This is a genomic window from Colwellia sp. MB02u-6 (assembly GCF_014077095.1).
Taxonomy (GTDB): domain Bacteria; phylum Pseudomonadota; class Gammaproteobacteria; order Enterobacterales; family Alteromonadaceae; genus Cognaticolwellia.
This window is the reverse complement of record NZ_JACGVG010000028.1, coordinates 71,164-87,863: the sequence shown is the minus strand read 5'-3', so window position 1 is coordinate 87,863 and position 16,700 is coordinate 71,164. Positions and strand designations below refer to the sequence as shown.

General features: G+C 38.7%; 14 protein-coding genes and 1 pseudogene. 11 read left to right on the top strand and 4 right to left on the bottom strand.

Annotated features, from left to right (window positions below; genetic code table 11):
- The first annotated feature begins 33 nt into the window (after positions 1 to 33).
- The 4 genes from H4J46_RS05830 to H4J46_RS05815 all read left to right on the top strand — a co-directional run bounded on the left by H4J46_RS05830 (position 34) and on the right by H4J46_RS05815 (position 3,288).
- Positions 34 to 555 carry a TRAP transporter small permease subunit gene (locus H4J46_RS05830; protein ID WP_182232600.1) on the top strand — a complete coding sequence of 174 codons (522 nt, stop codon included), beginning with the start codon at positions 34 to 36 and terminating at the stop codon, positions 553 to 555.
- Positions 552 to 1,832 (top strand): TRAP transporter large permease subunit, encoded by a 1,281-nt coding sequence (locus tag H4J46_RS05825; RefSeq protein WP_182232599.1) that lies wholly within the window; start codon positions 552 to 554, stop codon positions 1,830 to 1,832. Before H4J46_RS05830 ends, H4J46_RS05825 begins: the two co-directional genes overlap by 4 nt.
- Before the next feature lie 42 nt (positions 1,833 to 1,874).
- Complete coding sequence (locus H4J46_RS05820) at positions 1,875 to 2,633, top strand: sulfite exporter TauE/SafE family protein (RefSeq protein ID WP_182232598.1); 759 nt, start codon at positions 1,875 to 1,877, stop codon at positions 2,631 to 2,633.
- 238 nt (positions 2,634 to 2,871) lie between these two features.
- Complete coding sequence (locus tag H4J46_RS05815) at positions 2,872 to 3,288, top strand: GFA family protein (RefSeq protein ID WP_182232597.1); 417 nt, start codon at positions 2,872 to 2,874, stop codon at positions 3,286 to 3,288.
- Between the two features lie 386 nt (positions 3,289 to 3,674).
- Here H4J46_RS05815 and H4J46_RS17120 read toward each other — a convergent pair.
- Positions 3,675 to 4,104 (bottom strand): annotated as a pseudogene (locus H4J46_RS17120) (transposase); the annotation flags it as partial.
- Positions 4,105 to 4,573: 469 nt separating this feature from the next.
- On the opposite strand from H4J46_RS17120, the gene H4J46_RS05805 reads away from it, so the two are divergent.
- Together H4J46_RS05805 and H4J46_RS05800 are read left to right on the top strand one after the other, a co-directional pair.
- On the top strand, positions 4,574 to 4,825 hold the full coding sequence (locus tag H4J46_RS05805; RefSeq protein WP_182232596.1) for a hypothetical protein: 252 nt from the start codon (positions 4,574 to 4,576) through the stop codon (positions 4,823 to 4,825).
- Positions 4,826 to 4,871: 46 nt separating this feature from the next.
- Positions 4,872 to 5,600 (top strand): hypothetical protein, encoded by a 729-nt coding sequence (locus H4J46_RS05800; RefSeq protein WP_182232595.1) that lies wholly within the window; start codon positions 4,872 to 4,874, stop codon positions 5,598 to 5,600.
- 248 nt (positions 5,601 to 5,848) lie between these two features.
- Here H4J46_RS05800 and H4J46_RS17115 read toward each other — a convergent pair whose 3' ends face one another.
- From H4J46_RS17115 to H4J46_RS05785, 3 genes are all read right to left on the bottom strand, one after another.
- Complete coding sequence (locus tag H4J46_RS17115; protein WP_404851705.1) at positions 5,849 to 6,265, bottom strand: LTA synthase family protein; 417 nt, start codon at positions 6,263 to 6,265, stop codon at positions 5,849 to 5,851.
- A 301-nt stretch (positions 6,266 to 6,566) separates the two neighbouring features.
- Positions 6,567 to 6,932, bottom strand: a complete 366-nt coding sequence (locus tag H4J46_RS05790; protein ID WP_182232594.1) for a diacylglycerol kinase — start codon at positions 6,930 to 6,932, stop codon at positions 6,567 to 6,569.
- Entirely contained in the window at positions 6,932 to 8,620 is a 1,689-nt protein-coding gene (locus tag H4J46_RS05785) for a phosphoethanolamine transferase (RefSeq protein ID WP_182232593.1), read from the bottom strand. The genes H4J46_RS05790 and H4J46_RS05785 overlap by 1 nt, the downstream gene beginning before the upstream one ends.
- Before the next feature lie 849 nt (positions 8,621 to 9,469).
- Between H4J46_RS05785 and H4J46_RS05780 the strand changes: the two genes are divergently transcribed.
- The 5 genes from H4J46_RS05780 to H4J46_RS05760 all read left to right on the top strand — a co-directional run bounded on the left by H4J46_RS05780 (position 9,470) and on the right by H4J46_RS05760 (position 16,698).
- Positions 9,470 to 9,805 carry a hypothetical protein gene (locus H4J46_RS05780; protein ID WP_259365699.1) on the top strand — a complete coding sequence of 112 codons (336 nt, stop codon included), beginning with the start codon at positions 9,470 to 9,472 and terminating at the stop codon, positions 9,803 to 9,805.
- A 149-nt stretch (positions 9,806 to 9,954) separates the two neighbouring features.
- Positions 9,955 to 10,497 (top strand): DUF411 domain-containing protein, encoded by a 543-nt coding sequence (locus H4J46_RS05775; protein WP_182232591.1) that lies wholly within the window; start codon positions 9,955 to 9,957, stop codon positions 10,495 to 10,497.
- Positions 10,497 to 11,954: a TolC family protein gene (locus H4J46_RS05770; protein ID WP_182232590.1), complete on the top strand. Its 1,458-nt coding sequence runs from the start codon at positions 10,497 to 10,499 to the stop codon at positions 11,952 to 11,954. Before H4J46_RS05775 ends, H4J46_RS05770 begins: the two co-directional genes overlap by 1 nt.
- Entirely contained in the window at positions 11,954 to 13,558 is a 1,605-nt protein-coding gene (locus H4J46_RS05765) for an efflux RND transporter periplasmic adaptor subunit (protein ID WP_182232589.1), read from the top strand. The genes H4J46_RS05770 and H4J46_RS05765 overlap by 1 nt, the downstream gene beginning before the upstream one ends.
- 2 nt (positions 13,559 to 13,560) lie before the next feature.
- Complete coding sequence (locus H4J46_RS05760; protein WP_182232588.1) at positions 13,561 to 16,698, top strand: efflux RND transporter permease subunit; 3,138 nt, start codon at positions 13,561 to 13,563, stop codon at positions 16,696 to 16,698.
- Positions 16,699 to 16,700: the final 2 nt, after the last annotated feature.

Genomic DNA, 16,700 nt, shown 5'->3' with positions numbered 1-16,700 from the left:
TAGCCGCCATTGCTAGGTATGTGTGGAGACAAAATGAATACTTTAATTAATCTATTAAGAAAAGTCATTGATACGGTAGGAAACCTATGTAGCCTGCTGATGATATTGATGATTTTAAATGTTTTCTATGACGTAGTATTACGATACTTTTTCAATGATGTCAGTATTGGTATGCAAGAACTTGAATGGCACTTTTTTGCTGCAATGTTTATGTTTGGTATCGGATACACCCTTAAAGAAGATGCACATGTAAGGGTAGACGTAATCTATGATCAATTATCTAGCAAGAAAAAAGCCATCATTAATCTTGTTGGATCCCTACTATTGGCACTGCCATTTGCTTGTGTATTAATCTATTTTGGTTGGCATTATAGCTATGAAGCTTATGCTATTGGTGAAGGTAGTGGTGATCCTGGAGGTCTGCCACATCGTTGGATAATACGCAGCGTTATTCCCCTTTCTTCAATATTTTTAGTGCTTTGCATTACTTATGTCGTGTTAACTCAAATGAGAGCATTAATGGTTAAACCCAATTTTAAAGAGGAGCAAAAATGACTGGATTAGTTTTATTTGCCGTAGCACTAATGTTCCTGTTTTTTGGCTATTCAGTTGCTTTTACGTTTGCGGGTATATCCCTTATTGTTGGCGTTATCAGCCTAGGGACAGATCTTTTCGCCTTTATGCCATACCGCATCATGAGCATTATGGAAAATACCACGCTAATGGCGATTCCTATGTTTATTTTCATGGGTATAGTTTTACAAAAAACAGGCCTTGCTGAAAAATTATTAGAGTCTTCGGCAAAATTATTTGGTCAGGTAGCAGGTGGTTTGGCTATTTCAACCATTATCGTTGGAGCACTACTAGCGGCATCAACAGGTGTTGTAGGTGCAAGCGTTGTTGCCATGGGAGTGATCTCTTTACCGGTAATGTTAAAAAATAATTATCATCAACCAACGGCTACTGGTGTTATTTGCGCCTCAGGTACCTTAGGACAAATTATACCCCCCTCAATCATTTTGATTATATTGGGCGATGTGATGGGTGTGCCGGTGGGCGATTTGTTTAAAGCGGCGATATTGCCAGGCTTTTTGTTGATTTTGATGTATACGCTTTATATTCTTGTGCTAGGAAAAATAAAACCAGAATTCTGTCCACCCATGATAGTGACAGAAAGTAAGCGTGAATTATTAATTCAAGCCCTGAAAGATATTGTGCCGCCAATGCTATTAATCATCACTGTGTTAGGGTCAATATTTGGCGGTATTGCTACGCCAACAGAGTCATCGGCGATAGGAGCTGTTGGCGCGGTTATATTGGCAACATGCTATGGTAAGTTTTCCTTTAAAATGATCAATGACGTTTCAAAAGAGTCGGTAAAAGTGAGTTCGATGATCTTTGCTGTACTGCTTGGCGCTACGGCTTTTTCAATGGTTTTTACCTATTCAGGCAGTGACTTTATTGTTGAAGACTTTTTTATGGATCTTCCTGGTGGTCAATGGACATTTATATTATCTGCAATGGTAGCGATATTAATACTGGGTTTTTTCATTGATTTTATTGAAATTGCTTTTTTAGTTGTGCCAATTTTAACACCTATTGCCATGGCATTAGATATTGACTTAATTTGGTTTGCTATTCTTATTACGATGAACTTGCAAACATCATTTTTAACCCCCCCGTTTGGCTTTAGTCTGTTTTACTTAAAGGGGGTAGCTCCTAAATCAATAAAAACGCTAACCATATACAAAGGTGTGATTCCATTTATCTTAATGCAATTAGTTATTTTATCGCTAGTTTTATTGTTACCTGGATACCTGATCATTACATAACAGTTAGTGAGTTCACTATAGAGAACTAAAGGACTTATCTGAGTGAGTGACTATTGGTTTTATTTATTACTGACAATAACAGGATTTATTGCGGGAATTATCAACACATTAGCAGGGGGAGGCTCTAACTTAACTCTCCCTGCATTAATGATAATGGGGATGCCTGCTGACATAGCTAACGCGACTAACCGAGTGGGTGTGCTGTTACAATCAGTGTCAGGGATTGCTGGTTTTAAGAAATATAACAAGTTAGCAAGCCACGATTTACCTGCCATTTTAAGTTTAACAATACTGGGTGGTATAGTCGGTGCGTTGGCTGCATTGGTGATGTCAGCGCAAACCCTTAAATATGTGCTACTTGGCTCAATGATAGCTATGTCATTAGTCATGATTTTGATTCCTAGTTTAATATTACCCAATGTTGCAACAGCACCTAAACTTGTTCGTTCAACACCCAGTTCATGGTTAATACTGTTTATTTCGGGCTTTTATGGCGGATTAATACAAGCAGGTGTTGGTTTTATCTTGCTGTTTGCGCTTGCGGGCTCTCTTCATTATGATTTAGTGCGAGCCAATGCTTTAAAATTAGTGTGTACGCTAGCATTTACCTTAAGCGCTTTAGGCATTTTTATTTATCAAGACTTAATTCTTTGGTTACCGGGCCTAGCATTGGCCTTGGGTAATATCATTGGCGCTTGGATAGCGGTTAAGATATCAATAAACATAGAACCTAAGTTATTGAAAATATTTATATTAATAATGACTTTATTGGCGTGCGCTGCAGTGCTATACCTAGATTAGCATGCAGTACCACTATGATATGTAGAAGGTAACGCCATAAGCTTGAGCGTTTAATGAGTAATAGAATGCTAGAGCAGTTATTACTTATCCCCCATGCGCTTTTAATACAAAGATTTATGCCTACGAATGCAGGTCAGTATTATTATGAGTGCACTTACTGTTGAGAAAGTGTCGAAAAATGTGTCGAACAAGCATAAAACCTTTCGCGGCATTGCTATGAATGAGGAATAATTAGCGTATGGAATATCCTATTAAAGGCTCCTGCCAATGTGGGCAGGTAACATACAAACTGTATGAAAAACCCAGTAGGGTTTGGGCTTGTTATTGCACAGAATGCCAAAAGCTCTCCACTGGCCCATTTAGTGTCACTGCCATTATTGCGTCAAATGCTATTGAGTTCGAAGGTGATTTAAATGAATGGAGTAGAATTGCAGATAGTGGTAACAGAAATAACGCAAAGTTCTGCTCAACTTGCGGCAATCGAGTTTATCATTACAACCCAGATGACTTAAGCACTATCAAATTAAAATTAAAACCAGTCAGTTTAGCAGACGCCACTATATTTAAACCATCGGCTCATGTTTGGGTAAGTGAAAAGCTCAGTTGGTGCCAGATCCCCAGAGGAGCTAAAACATTCGATAAACAGCCTTTTTAGATTTATCCAATCAAGCGCGAATTATGCTCTAACGTGGTTAACTATGACGGTAATATCCTTAATACTTGGGCTATGTATTATGGTTTTTTATTAATACATTCATTATGTTAGTATCATGAGTTAGACGCTTTAACCAAAAACTGTCTTGAATATTTGTTCTATTGTTATTCATAAATAATTGCCATTGCCTCATCATTAGAGCATACCATTGTGACTCTCGTTGCGGCCTTAAATCTTTTTCCCCAATATTTTTAGCATGGCGTTTGTCATTAAAAAAAACGAAATTTTTAGCCAATGCAAATAGGCTTTTACAGTTTGAATGCTGTAATGCATAGTACGAATAATAGGGCTAATACTTTCTAACAACAGAGAGGCAAACATAATAAATTGTATTGTCTTGGTACTAAACCAATCCATACAGAAAATGATCTACTGGTGTCAAAATCCTTAGCATCATTAACCCTAGTAACGACAGCAGTTACTGTGATTTCACTAATACTTGGAATACTTATTAAACGTTTAGCGTCTTTTATTTGATTAATTATTGTGTATGGTTTTCTATCATATCTGAGTGTTTAATTGTTTAAGATATTGATAATTATATATAAATAATTAAGCAGTTCTCTTGTAAGGTAAACTATTGTCTACATCTTCCACTATCCCACCAATAGTTTTCTGTGCTGGGTAACAGCCTTTAGGCATGATGATGCCGAACTCAGCAAGTCAGCCTCATAATCGATTGATACGTGCGGTTCTATCTTTGATAGCGCCTTGGCGAATGCGATGTAAACAAAGGATTGCTTGCTGCTCTTCATTATGAAAGGCTTCAGATTTATGCTTTATAATAGTGTAGTGATATTGTTTAGTGTTTATTGAGTGTGCACAAATATCATGTTTTTTATCCGCCTAATCGATACCTATAAGGGCGGCAAAATCATCCACGTTATATGCTTTCATTTTTAAGCTCCGGCGACTAAAGTTATTGATGAAATGTGCTTAAATCTCGTTTATCTCAGGTCTTGGAGATGTTGTGGTAGGTGAATATTGACTATGCGTTTTGAAACGAGTTGCTCTGTTGGTTCGAACGCTTTGTTAGAAATATTGGATGTTTACTATTCATTATTTGTAGCCAACAGAGACATGTTCCACTTAATAAATATAGTAAATTAATAGATTGATAAATGGATTGATCGATCGAACTATAAACTGTTCAACAAAGATTTATAAAGTTTGCTTACAAGCTTATTCACTTGTTAACTGGGCATTATAAGAAAAGGAAGTATCTATGTATCTGATAATAAATCAACGAAGGATAGAAAACCCAATAGCTATAGTTGCTATGTTTTTGTTTGCATTATCTGCTGTAGCTATTGGTATTTCGATTGTTTTGTTTGTACTGCTCCCTTTAGTAGGAGTTGTCATCTCTAGTATTTTAGCTTTAGTTTTAGTTATCATAATCCCAATTATCTTATGGCTTATTTTGCCAGTCATTTTATTAACAATTATTACTTGGTTTTTTGGTCGCTTTTTAAAATAATTGGCGTTATGTGAATCTAGCATTTTTCAATATTGGAGGAATTGAAATGGACGGAAAAGATCAAAAGGTTCTCGTAGAAATTTTGCAAGAATTGCAATCTCAGCGAGGCCAAAAGAAAGATTTTTGGGATAGGTTTTCTACCATCTCTGTCTTTTTATCAACTGTGGTTATTGCTGGTCTGGGCTCATATTTCACTTATTCGTACAATAAGCAACAAGGAACACAAGAGCATCAGAACCAAATACATCAAACAAAAATTTTAGAAATGCAAACTGTTGAAAGGTTTATTCCACATTTAACTGGTGATGAAAAAACGAAGGAAATTGCCCTTTTGGCACTCACTACTTTGGGAAGCTCTGAATTTGCGACAAAGTTTTCGCAACTTTCTCCCTCGCCAGGGAGTGAAGCAGCAGCCGACACTATAATGCGCACAGCGGTTGCATTGGAGCAGCAGCAAATTCCAAAAGCAGTAACATCAGTTGTTAATACAGAAAAAGAAGGTTGGGCTTATGTTGGCCATTTTGTTAACTCTCAATGGAAAACCAGATACTTTGATATTGCATTGGATGTGGCACCAGAAATTCTAGAGGGTACAGTACTTAAAGTTCGAGAAGAAACTGGTGCCCTTAATGTGCGTGAAGGTATGCCCACGTTTACTGGCAGTTTTAAATCCATCATTGGAGCATTAAAACCAGGTAGCGAAGCAAAAGTATTGAATGTGGAGGAGTGGCTTTCAAGCGGCTACATATGGGCGCATATCACTTATGGCATATAACGATCGCATGCAGCCTTTATATGTTCTTCAGGCTGAAATCAAAAAGAACACAGTTTTTACATATGCTTTATCATTTTATTCAACTGTTCCATTTCTATAAGCAGTAGTGGCTTGATTTTTACTGACCGTATATATGATAAGCTATTAATCATACTCACTCGCATACCATGATTTTTTATACGCTAAACTACCCCATAAAGCATGTGCTAAAGCGACTTCAGACAATGGTTGATTAAGATTTTTTGGCGTTAGTTTTTTTCATCAAAATCATAACTGAAATTCATCGGATCTTTTTGTGGTTGCAGTATCGTCACTTCATCATCTTCCATATAAGCAAAATTTTCAGCATATTGCATCATAGCCCGTCCTGAAATTTGTGGTTTGGTTAAATCGTGCCCCAGCATAGGTGAATGATTTTTCACGCCCATTAACGACAAAAGTGTTGGCGCTAAATCAATTTGACTGACAACTCTTTCGTCAGAAAACTGCTGCTTTGATGAATTGAGAATAACACCTGGGATATGGAAGTTTTTGATAGGCATAAGATCACTGCCAAATGCTCTTGCATCATGATCGGCAACCACTAAAAATATAGTATCTTGCCAATAAGACTGTTGCTTTGCTTTAGTGACAAATTTACCTAAGGCATAGTCTGCATATTGGATAGCTTTGTGCCGTAATAACTCTTTCTCACCATATTGGCTTAGTTGCTCTGCTGTATACTCAATAGGGGTTATAACACCTGGTGGTATTTCAAAGGGGTCATGATTACTAGACGAAAAAATAAACTAAAAAAGGGCTTGTCGCTCTTATTTAACCTGGTCAATTCAATATGGGCTTGATTGAATAAATCTTCATCACTGGCTCCCCACAAGCCAATAAAATCAGGGTTTTTAATATCATTAAAGTGCTATTAAATTTAAATGATAGGCTGCTACTGGAACCCTAGTATTAAAGTTTCAGCTTTTAAAGCAATACTACTAGCCAAATACTGCTGGCGACAATAAGACTAATAAATACCGCCGCTGAGCCTAGATCTTTTGCAAGGCCCGATAAGGGATGAATCTCTAAGCCCACACGGTCTACTACCGCTTCAATGGCGGTATTGATGATCTCGGTAAATAGTATGAAGAGTACCGCGAGTATTAAGCTAACTTGCTCTTTGGCGCTTATATCAAATATAAAAGATACCGGTATAGCAATAAATAGCAGTAACAGTTCTTGCCTAAATGCTGATTCATTTTGATATAACCATTTGAACGCTCTAAATGAGTTCAATGAGGCTAATACTATTCTTTGAATGCCCTTAGGCTTATTTTTATTGTCAAACACTAGTCTGCTAGCTCCATTTCTAATGAGGTTGATACTGTGGTACGGGCTATCGCATGTTTCGATTTACAATCAATGAAGGGATCACTTTCAATGCGATAGGCTGAAGTTTTAACCGACATGATACTCAATAAGGTATCGAAAACATTATCATGACTTATCGGCGATTTTGCCAAAGCATTTAAACATTGGCTATTAAAGTCAGTTTGTATTTTATTCGTCCAGTAGATCATGGGTACGTGAGTTTGTTCTTCAGGTGCAAACGCATAAGGTAAACCATGTAAATACACCCCATTTTCGCCCAGTGATTCACCATGATCTGAAATATAAAGTAAAGATGTTTCAATGACATTTTTTTTACCTAAGCCACTTAATTCATTGATGATTTTTGAGAGTATTAGATCAGTATAAGCAATAGTATTGTCATAAGTATTAATCAGTTGCTCATGGCTACAGTTTTGAATGTCACTGCGTTGACAGTCGGGTGTGAAGACACTTTTTTCTTTTGGATACCTTTTGAAATAGGTTGGCCCATGAGAGCCGATCATATGTAGTACAATGAGGGTATTGTCGTGGCTTAATGTCTTTAGTTTATTTTTTAATGGGGCTAATAGCGCCTCATCATAACAATACTCACCATCACAGAAGCGGTTAGATTTATCAGTTTCAATTTGTTCAGTTTTTACTCGGGAACAAACACCTTTACAACTACCATTATTATTACTGATCCATAAAACGTCAGCACCGGCTAAATGTATCAGGTCTATGGCATTTTGTTGAGCGGTTGCGATACGCTTATCATAATTATTTTTGTTCAATCTTGAGAACATACAGGGAACCGAAACTGCGGTAGCTGTTCCACATGAGCTCATTTGTGAAAAAGATATAACCCCTTGTTTTTCTGTATATTGATTGGTAGGTTTTACATAACCATTTAATGAAAAACTTTGCGCACGCGCTGTTTCTCCTAACACCATTACCGTGACATGCCGGCGAGTATTATCGCGAACGATTGCAGGCGCTGTGTCTAAGACCTTAAATTGCAAAGGAGGATAAAAGTACTGATTTATAACAAATTTATATGACGCATCTAGCAGTTTATAGGGTGTAACATAACCCAGTAGTTCTTTATTGTTTCGGCCAACCGAAGCATAATTTGAATAAAATACACTGGCAATTAAAAATGCTGTACCAAAGCTCAGCGTGATCATTTTTACTCGGCTTAACAATTCTGTAAAGCAAGGCTGATAAGTTAATTTAATCGTATAGATGATCAGTGAGGGGATAACACCAAAAATCAAGAAAAATAAGATGGCGTAAAGGTTAACGTAAGATGAGGCTTCGGCTGAATCGGTTTCAACAGTATTTTGCACCATACCGTAATCAAAGACGATACCGTAACTAATGGTGCCATAAAATATTAAGGATGAAATCATCACTGTCGTAATAAGTACCGGTTTGGTTAGCCATCGAAATGAAAGAAGCCCTTGAATTATAATACTTAAAGAGAGTAAAAATATGGGTAGTGACATTAAAAACAGCAGATTATATTTGCCTAACGCGGTAATTACGCCCGCTGTTTTTACTAAAAAAGGTAAGTTCAATATCAGTGCAATATAACAGCAAGTGAAGAATAGCAACTGGTTGGTTGTTAGTGTTAAGTTTTTAAAGTACGCGATAATTTTATTCATGTGAGACACCTATTAACAAGTGTCGCAATATTAGAGCAGTAAACTTAAGATAACCTTAAGCTAATCTGAACATTAGCTTGGATTAAACTTAATATGGTATAAAAAGTTAAGTGTAAATTATGCAAGGTTACTGCTTGTTATTATCAAGGGTGTGACCTATTACAATGTCTGTGCTTTGTGCACCAAATATTATAATAAAGTGGATAAAACAATAATTAAACCACGGCTGTTGTTGGTAATATAATAGTAAAGGTAAGTTATTCTTCTGCTATAAAGGTTCAAAAAACAACGCTAAGTCTTTTTCAGAGTAATCATGTTTACTGAGATTAGACACTTTTATTATGAGCTTATTATTGTGTGAATGAGTTTCAACACTGACAGTTACTGATTTTGAGGCGTGGCTATAATACAAGGCATTGTTAATAAGGCTGGCCATAATAGTCGTTAAAGTGAACTCATTGCTATAAATTTCTTCTTAGAAATGTTGAATCCTCTATAATTAAAACTTTCAAGGGTAAGCCGCAATACAGAAATATTATTCAGTAAAAGATACCAGACAAAACTTAAGATTGGCTGATTTTCAATTAAATTATTATCGTGTTTACTATAAATCTTTAATAATGGCCACTTGATAGCTGGAACTTGTTGATAGAAAATATGATGAAAGGATAGCGGGCATAAGGAAAATATTCGATTTTAATCTAGGTGAAAACTATTTATTGCATTGAATATAAACAGAAGTTATGCGAACATTATTTCAGTATAATCTTCGGCTGGTTACTTGTGACTTTACACTGCTCTAAAACATTAATGGTATTGCTGGTATGTTTGACCTTTGTGGGTCAGGCAATGGCGTCTACTATTATGCCTTATCAAATGATGGCTATGGCAGGCATGAGTGGGCAAGTAAAAGTAGCAGCACAGTCACAAGCTATGCCGATGACAGCGCACAGCAACCATAATATGTCCGGTGAGGCTGGTGATAATGCAACAGAATCAACCGAAGATTGTTGTACTCAAGTATGCAAATGCTTTATGGGGGGCTGCTCAAGTGTTGCCGCTTTCATGAAGGGCCTATCGGGTAATGCGCCGATCGTTGATTTACCAGCTAAAATACTTTCCTATTCTACTTTGGCGTTAAGCCAACCAGCTAGATCATTATACCGTCCGCCAATATTAAGCTAAATACAGCATAAATGTGCCTAAAATTTGGTGCATTTATAACGATGTCTGTATTAGGCTTTTTGATTTCGTGTTGGTATAAGTATTTCTAACCTCATCAAAAATAACCTAATTAATTAAAAATATTCATTAATATCCCTATTGGGGCGGTTATGTTTGCAAATAAATTTACGTTAAACCTTATCACTACCTTGGTTCTAGTCTGTACGCTGGCGAGCTGTTCAGATAAAACTGCTCTTGCTACTACAACAGATACAAGTGTTGCGGCTAAAACTGAAAAGCTCAAGGCGCAATCTATTGCCTTAGATGTTTATAAAAGTCCAAACTGTGGTTGTTGTAAAAAATGGCTTAGTCACATCAATGATAATGGCTTTGAATCAAAAGTTTACAGTAATGATGATTTTTCAGTCATTAAAAATGAAAAAGGCATAGCGCCCAGATATCGCTCTTGTCATACCGCAATTTCAACCAATGGTTATGTCTTTGAAGGGCATGTGCCAGCAAAATTCATCCAACAATTTATGCAAGCGACACAGGCCGTTGATGTTATCGGCTTGTCGGTACCTGCTATGCCTGTAGGTTCGCCAGGTATGGAAGTTGATGACAAGTTTCAGCCGTATCAAATTTTGCTTTTGAAGTCAGATGGTACGAGTGAAGTTTATGCTCATGTTCAATCGTATAAGGAACAATTCTAATGAATAAAATCAACCAGCGCAGTAAGTTTGGTCTCAAGTTTAGCGCAGGGATTTTAGCTTTTTCTGTTGTTATTGTTAGTGCTGCCCAGTTACCCGTGCTGGCTGATAGTAAGGCTTTGTCCTTTAAAAAAGCTATTGAAATAGCTCAAAAAAGTGACCCTTGGTTAACCGGCAATAAGCATAAACAACAGGCCATTGAATTAATGAGTACGGCGGCAAATACATTACCCGACCCCAAGGTGTCGATCGGTTTGGCAAACTTGCCGACTAACGGTTTTGATTTTGCTCAAGAAGGCATGACACAGGCCAAAGTGGGTATTGTTCAAATGTTTCCTCGTGGCGATACGTTAGCGATTAAAAGCCAACAACTAAAAACACAAAGTGAAGCGTTTCCCTATCAAAGAAAAGACCGAGCATCAAAAGTAGCGGTTACGGTAGGAAGTTTATGGTTAGACGCCTATCGAGTGCAACAAACCATAGCGTTAATAGAAAAGAATAGGTCGTTGTTCGAACAGTTAGCGGATGTAGCAACAGCAAGCTATTCGTCGGCGTTAGGTAAAACTCGTCAACAAGATATTGTGCGAGCACAATTAGAGCTAACACGTTTAGAAGATAGGTTAGCGCAATTGACACAACAGAAAAATGGTTTTGTCGGTATGCTAACTCAATGGTTGAGTCAGTTTTCTAACGAAAATAGTGCCGGTGAAGCGGTATTATTAGCCTCTGACTTTGCTTTACATCAGTTAGTGCTGAGTCAAGAACTGCCTGAAATAGAGTTAATTAACCGTGCGTTAGTCGTTAAAGAAACCTGGCTTGAACCAAGCGCGTTAATCCGATATTTTTCAAATCATCCTGCGGTTATGGCGTTAGAAAAAAACATTCAGGCGACTAAAACAGGTATTAAGTTAGCGCAGCAAAAATACCAACCTGAATGGGGCGTAAACGCAAGCTATGGATATCGCACAGACGATGCTATGGGCAGCAGCCGAGCTGATTTATTCTCTGTTGGTGTAACGTTTGATCTGCCAATTTTTACTCATAATCGACAAGATAAAGCATTGCAATCAGCGGTCTCTGCAACAGAAGCGGTGAAGACGGACAAAATTTTATTATTCAGACAATTATTGGGCGCTTACTCAAGTGCCAAGGGCAGGTTATTACGTTTAAAAGAGCGACAAATGCTTTATCAATTTAAGTTACTCCCTCAAATACATGATCAAGCAGCAGCCTCTTTATCTGCTTATACCAACGACGATGGTGACTTTTCTGAAGTTGTTCGCTCACGCATTGCCGTGCTAAATACTGAAATAGACCTGCTAACACTGAACGTAGAAGAACAGAAAATAGGCTTAGAGCTTAATTACCTTTTTATCGGCAGTCTCAAGACAGCAAACAACCATAACAAAAGCAATTTAACCAATAACAAGCAAATTGTTGTTAATTCGGGACAAAAATAATGAGCAAAAATATCGTCAACAATAATAGTAAAACCATCATTATTGGCATGGTTATCGGTTCAATTCTCACTTTTGCTGTTTATAGTTTTATAACTCCTGCGAAAAATGAGCAAGCTACTAGCGCTAAAACAGCTGAGAAAAAACCGCTTTATTGGGTGGCTCCGATGGATGCAAATTATATGAAAGATAAGCCAGGTAAATCACCTATGGGCATGGATTTAGTGCCAGTTTATGACGATGATGGTAAAGGGCCTGATGCTGGTGCTGGCACCATTCGTATTTCTTCTGATGTGGTGAATAACTTAGGTGTAAGAACTGCTATTGCAAACTTTAGTTCATTGCACAGCGAAATAAATACCATGGGGTATATTACTTTTGATGAAAGCAAAATCGTTCATATTCATCCGCGTGTTCAAGGCTGGATAGAAAAACTCTATGTTAAGGCGGTAGGTGATCCTGTTAAGCAGCATCAAGCCCTTTACGATATTTACTCTCCTGAGTTAGTCAATGCTCAAGAGGAGTTGTTACTGGCATTAGAGCGGAAAAATAGTCGCTTAATCACCGCAGCTGAAAATAGATTAATGGCATTGCAGTTACCTCAGTCGGCGATTATAAAACTGAAAAAAACCAAGCAAGTTCAGCAAAAAATAACTTTTTATGCGCCACAAGATGGGGTGGTTAAAACACTAAATATACGTGAAGGTTTCTTTGTTAAGCCAGGGACTACTTTATTGTCAATTGCTGATTTGTCACAAGTGTGGCTTGAAGCAGAAGTTTTTGAACGACAAGCCAACCAAGTTAAAGTCGGTGCACGGGTCACGATGACATTAGATTATTTACCGGGTAGAACATGGCAAGGGCAAGTAGATTATATCTATCCAACGCTCGATGCGAAAACACGCACAGTGAAAATACGCTCAAGTTTTAGTAATGAAGAAGCTGAGTTTAAGCCAAATATGTTTGCACAGGTTGTTATTCATTCTACCAGTGATGAACAAGCGTTGTTAATTCCGCAAGAAGCTCTGATTAGAACGGGTATGCAAGATAGAGTAGTGCTAGCTTTGGGTGAAGGTAGCTTTAAATCGATTGCCGTCACTGTAGGTCGATATGACCGCAACAATGTTGAAATACTTAGCGGACTGGATGCTGGTGAAAAAGTGGTTAGCTCAGCGCAATTTTTATTAGATTCAGAATCAAGCAAATCATCTGATTTTAAACGCATGCATCATGAATCTGACCAAGCAGGCTCTGACCAAGAAGATTCTGTCCAAGACAAACCAAGCGAAATGGATATGAGTCATAACAATGGCAGCGTTGCCGCTGACACAGTTTCTTCAGCAATGGTTAACGGTACAGTGGTTAACCTAATGGTTGATCACCGGATGGTCACTATTGACCGTGAAGCTATTGTGAAATGGGGCCGTGCAGCAGACAGAGTTGATTTTATTGTGGATGATAATGTGGATATAGCCTTATTTTCAAATAATGCCTATGTCATGTTCACCTTTGAAATACGCGAGGGTAATTTTATTATTGTCAGTGCGATGACAATGCCTAAACCTGATGCTGTAATGAAAAATGCTGCTAACGACAAAGGAGCATAATCATGATCACTGCTATTATTCGCTGGTCTATTGGTAATCGATTTTTTGTCCTGCTAGCAACATTATTACTGGTGGCAGTTGGATTGTATTCTGTCAGTAAAACCCCGATTGATGCACTACCTGATCTATCTGATGTGCAAGTTATAATAAAAACAAGCTACCCTGGCCAAGCACCACAAGTGGTTGAAGATCAGGTCACCTACCCCATGACCACCGCCATGTTATCAGTGCCGGGTGCGGTTACCGTGCGAGGTTACTCATTTTTTGGTGATTCATATGTTTACGTTATTTTCGATGAAGATACCGACCTTTATTGGGCAAGATCCAGGGTACTTGAGTATTTAAGTCAAGTTGCTCCCGATCTACCTGCTGATGCACGGCCTCAATTGGGTCCGGATGCAACAGGCGTTGGCTGGGTATACTTGTATGCACTTACTGATAAAACAGGCCAACATGATTTAAGTCAATTACGCAGTATACAAGATTGGTTTTTAAAGTTTGAATTACAAACCGTGCCTGGGGTATCAGAAGTTTCGGCGCTTGGCGGTATGGTTAAGCAATATCAAGTCCAGGTGAGTCCTGATAAATTACGCGCCTTTGGTATACCGCTGTCACTTATTCAAACCGCCATTAAACAAGGTAATCAGGAGATAGGGGCTTCAGTGGTAGAAATGGCTGAAGCCGAGTATATGGTCAGAACCACAGGCTATATAAAAAGTGTTGAAGATCTTGAAAATATCCCGCTAGGGGTTAACCAAAATGGTACGCCGTTACTGTTAAAAGATGTTGCAGATATTGGTACTGGCCCACAAATGCGCCGAAGTGTTGCTGAACTTAATGGTGAAGGTGAAGTGGTTGGCGGTATTGTTGTGATGCGCTTTGGTGAAAATGCTCAGCAAGTGATTAACCGCGTAAAAGCCAAGCTTGAACAGCTTAAAAAAGGCTTACCTGATGGCGTAGAAATAGTACCGGTATATGACCGGTCTGCATTGATAGAACGAGCAGTCGATAATTTGGCCTCTAAGTTATTGGAAGAGTTTGGCATAGTTGCTTTAGTTTGCGTTATTTTCTTATTCCATGTGCGCTCTTCTTTAGTGGCGATTATTAGTTTACCTGTGGGTATTTTAACCGCCTTTATCATCATGCACTTGCAAGGACTTAACGCAAATATTATGTCATTAGGTGGTATTGCTATTGCCATTGGCGCCATGATTGATGGCGCTATCGTCATGATTGAAAACATGCATAAGCACATGGAAAAAACCCCACTAACGAAAGAAAACCGCTGGCAAATAGTGACTGAATCAGCCAGTGAAGTAGGGCCAGCATTATTCTTTAGTTTATTAATTATTACCGTGAGTTTTGTGCCAGTGTTTACCCTAGAAGCACAAGAAGGGCGTATGTTTGCCCCGCTAGCATTTACCAAAACTTATGCTATGGCGGCATCTGCGGCCTTGGCTATTACATTAGTACCAGTATTAATGGGCTATTTTATTCGAGGTAAAGTACTACCTGAGCATAAAAATCCAGTGAATAAATTTCTGACCTTTATCTATATGCCGGCCTTGAAAACTGTTTTACGTTTTCCAAAAATGACACTAGTGGCTGCATTAGCTGTGCTTGCGGTTGGTATCTATCCACTGGATAAAATCGGTAGTGAGTTTATACCACCGCTTGATGAAGGTGATTTGATGTACATGCCCACCACTTATCCAGGTATTTCGATAGGTCAGGCTCGACAACTTCTGCAACAGACCGACAAGCTGATTAAAACGGTACCCGAAGTAAAAACCGTATTCGGTAAAGTAGGTCGTGCTGAAACCGCAACCGATCCCGCGCCATTAACCATGATAGAGAGCTTTATTCAGTTTAAGCCGGATGATCAATGGCGTGAAGGGGTAACAACTGAAAGTTTGAAAAAAGAACTTGATGCGCTAATTCAACTACCTGGGGTAACTAATGCTTGGGTTATGCCGATTAAAACCCGCATTGATATGCTAGCAACAGGTATTAAAACCCCGGTTGGGATAAAAATAGCGGGACCTGATTTACTGACGATTCAGGATATTGGCAAACAATTAGAGCTGATATTAAAAGACGTACCTGGTACCACATCGGTTTATTCAGAACGTGTTGCGGGTGGTCGATATATAAAAGTTGATATTCAGCGCGCCAAAGCCGCACAATATGGTTTGAATATCGCTGAAATTCAACAAGTAGTAGCCACCGCTGTTGGTGGCATGAATGTTACTCACACCGTTGAGCGTTTAGAGCGTTATCCGGTCAATGTGCGTTACCCACAAGACTATCGTGACTCCCCTGAACAGCTATCATTGCTACCTATTGTTACGCCAAAGGGTCAACATATAGCATTAGGTGATGTGGCCAATATTTATATCGAAGATGGCCCTCCGGGTATTAAGTCTGAAAATGCTCGCTTAAACGGTTGGGCTTTTGTTGATATTGATGGTGTTGATGTCGGCACTTATGTTGAAGTGGCCAAGAAAGTCGTCACAGATAAATTAGTACTGCCTGCTGGCTACTCAGTGACCTGGGCAGGGCAATATGAATATATGCAGCGAGCCAAGGCGAAGTTGGCTTATGTGGTGCCATTAACCTTATTTATTATTGTTATTTTACTTTATCTTAACTTTCGTAACGTGATTGAGGTGGCGATGATCATGGGCACTTTACCATTAGCCATGGTGGGCAGCATATGGTTGATATATTTAGAAGGCTTTAACTTCTCAGTGGCGGTTGGTGTTGGTTTTATTGCGCTGGCAGGGGTAGCGGTAGAAATTGGCGTTATTATGCTGGTGTATTTAAATCAGGCGTATCAAACCATGCTTGATGAGCACCACTCAAAAGATATGGTGACGACAAAAGAAGATGTATTACAAGCCGTGCTGCACGGTGCCGGTATGCGTGTTCGTCCGGTGATGATGACGGCAGCAGCGATTATTGTTGGCTTATTACCGATTTTATATGGCACAGGTACCGGGTCTGAAGTGATGAGCCGCATCGCAGCACCAATGGTTGGCGGCATGATGAGTGCCGTGTTATTAACTTTGCTAGTATTGCCAGCATTGTTTTATTTATGGCGTTCATCATCAATAAAGCTTACCGAGTCAAAAGCCTAGAG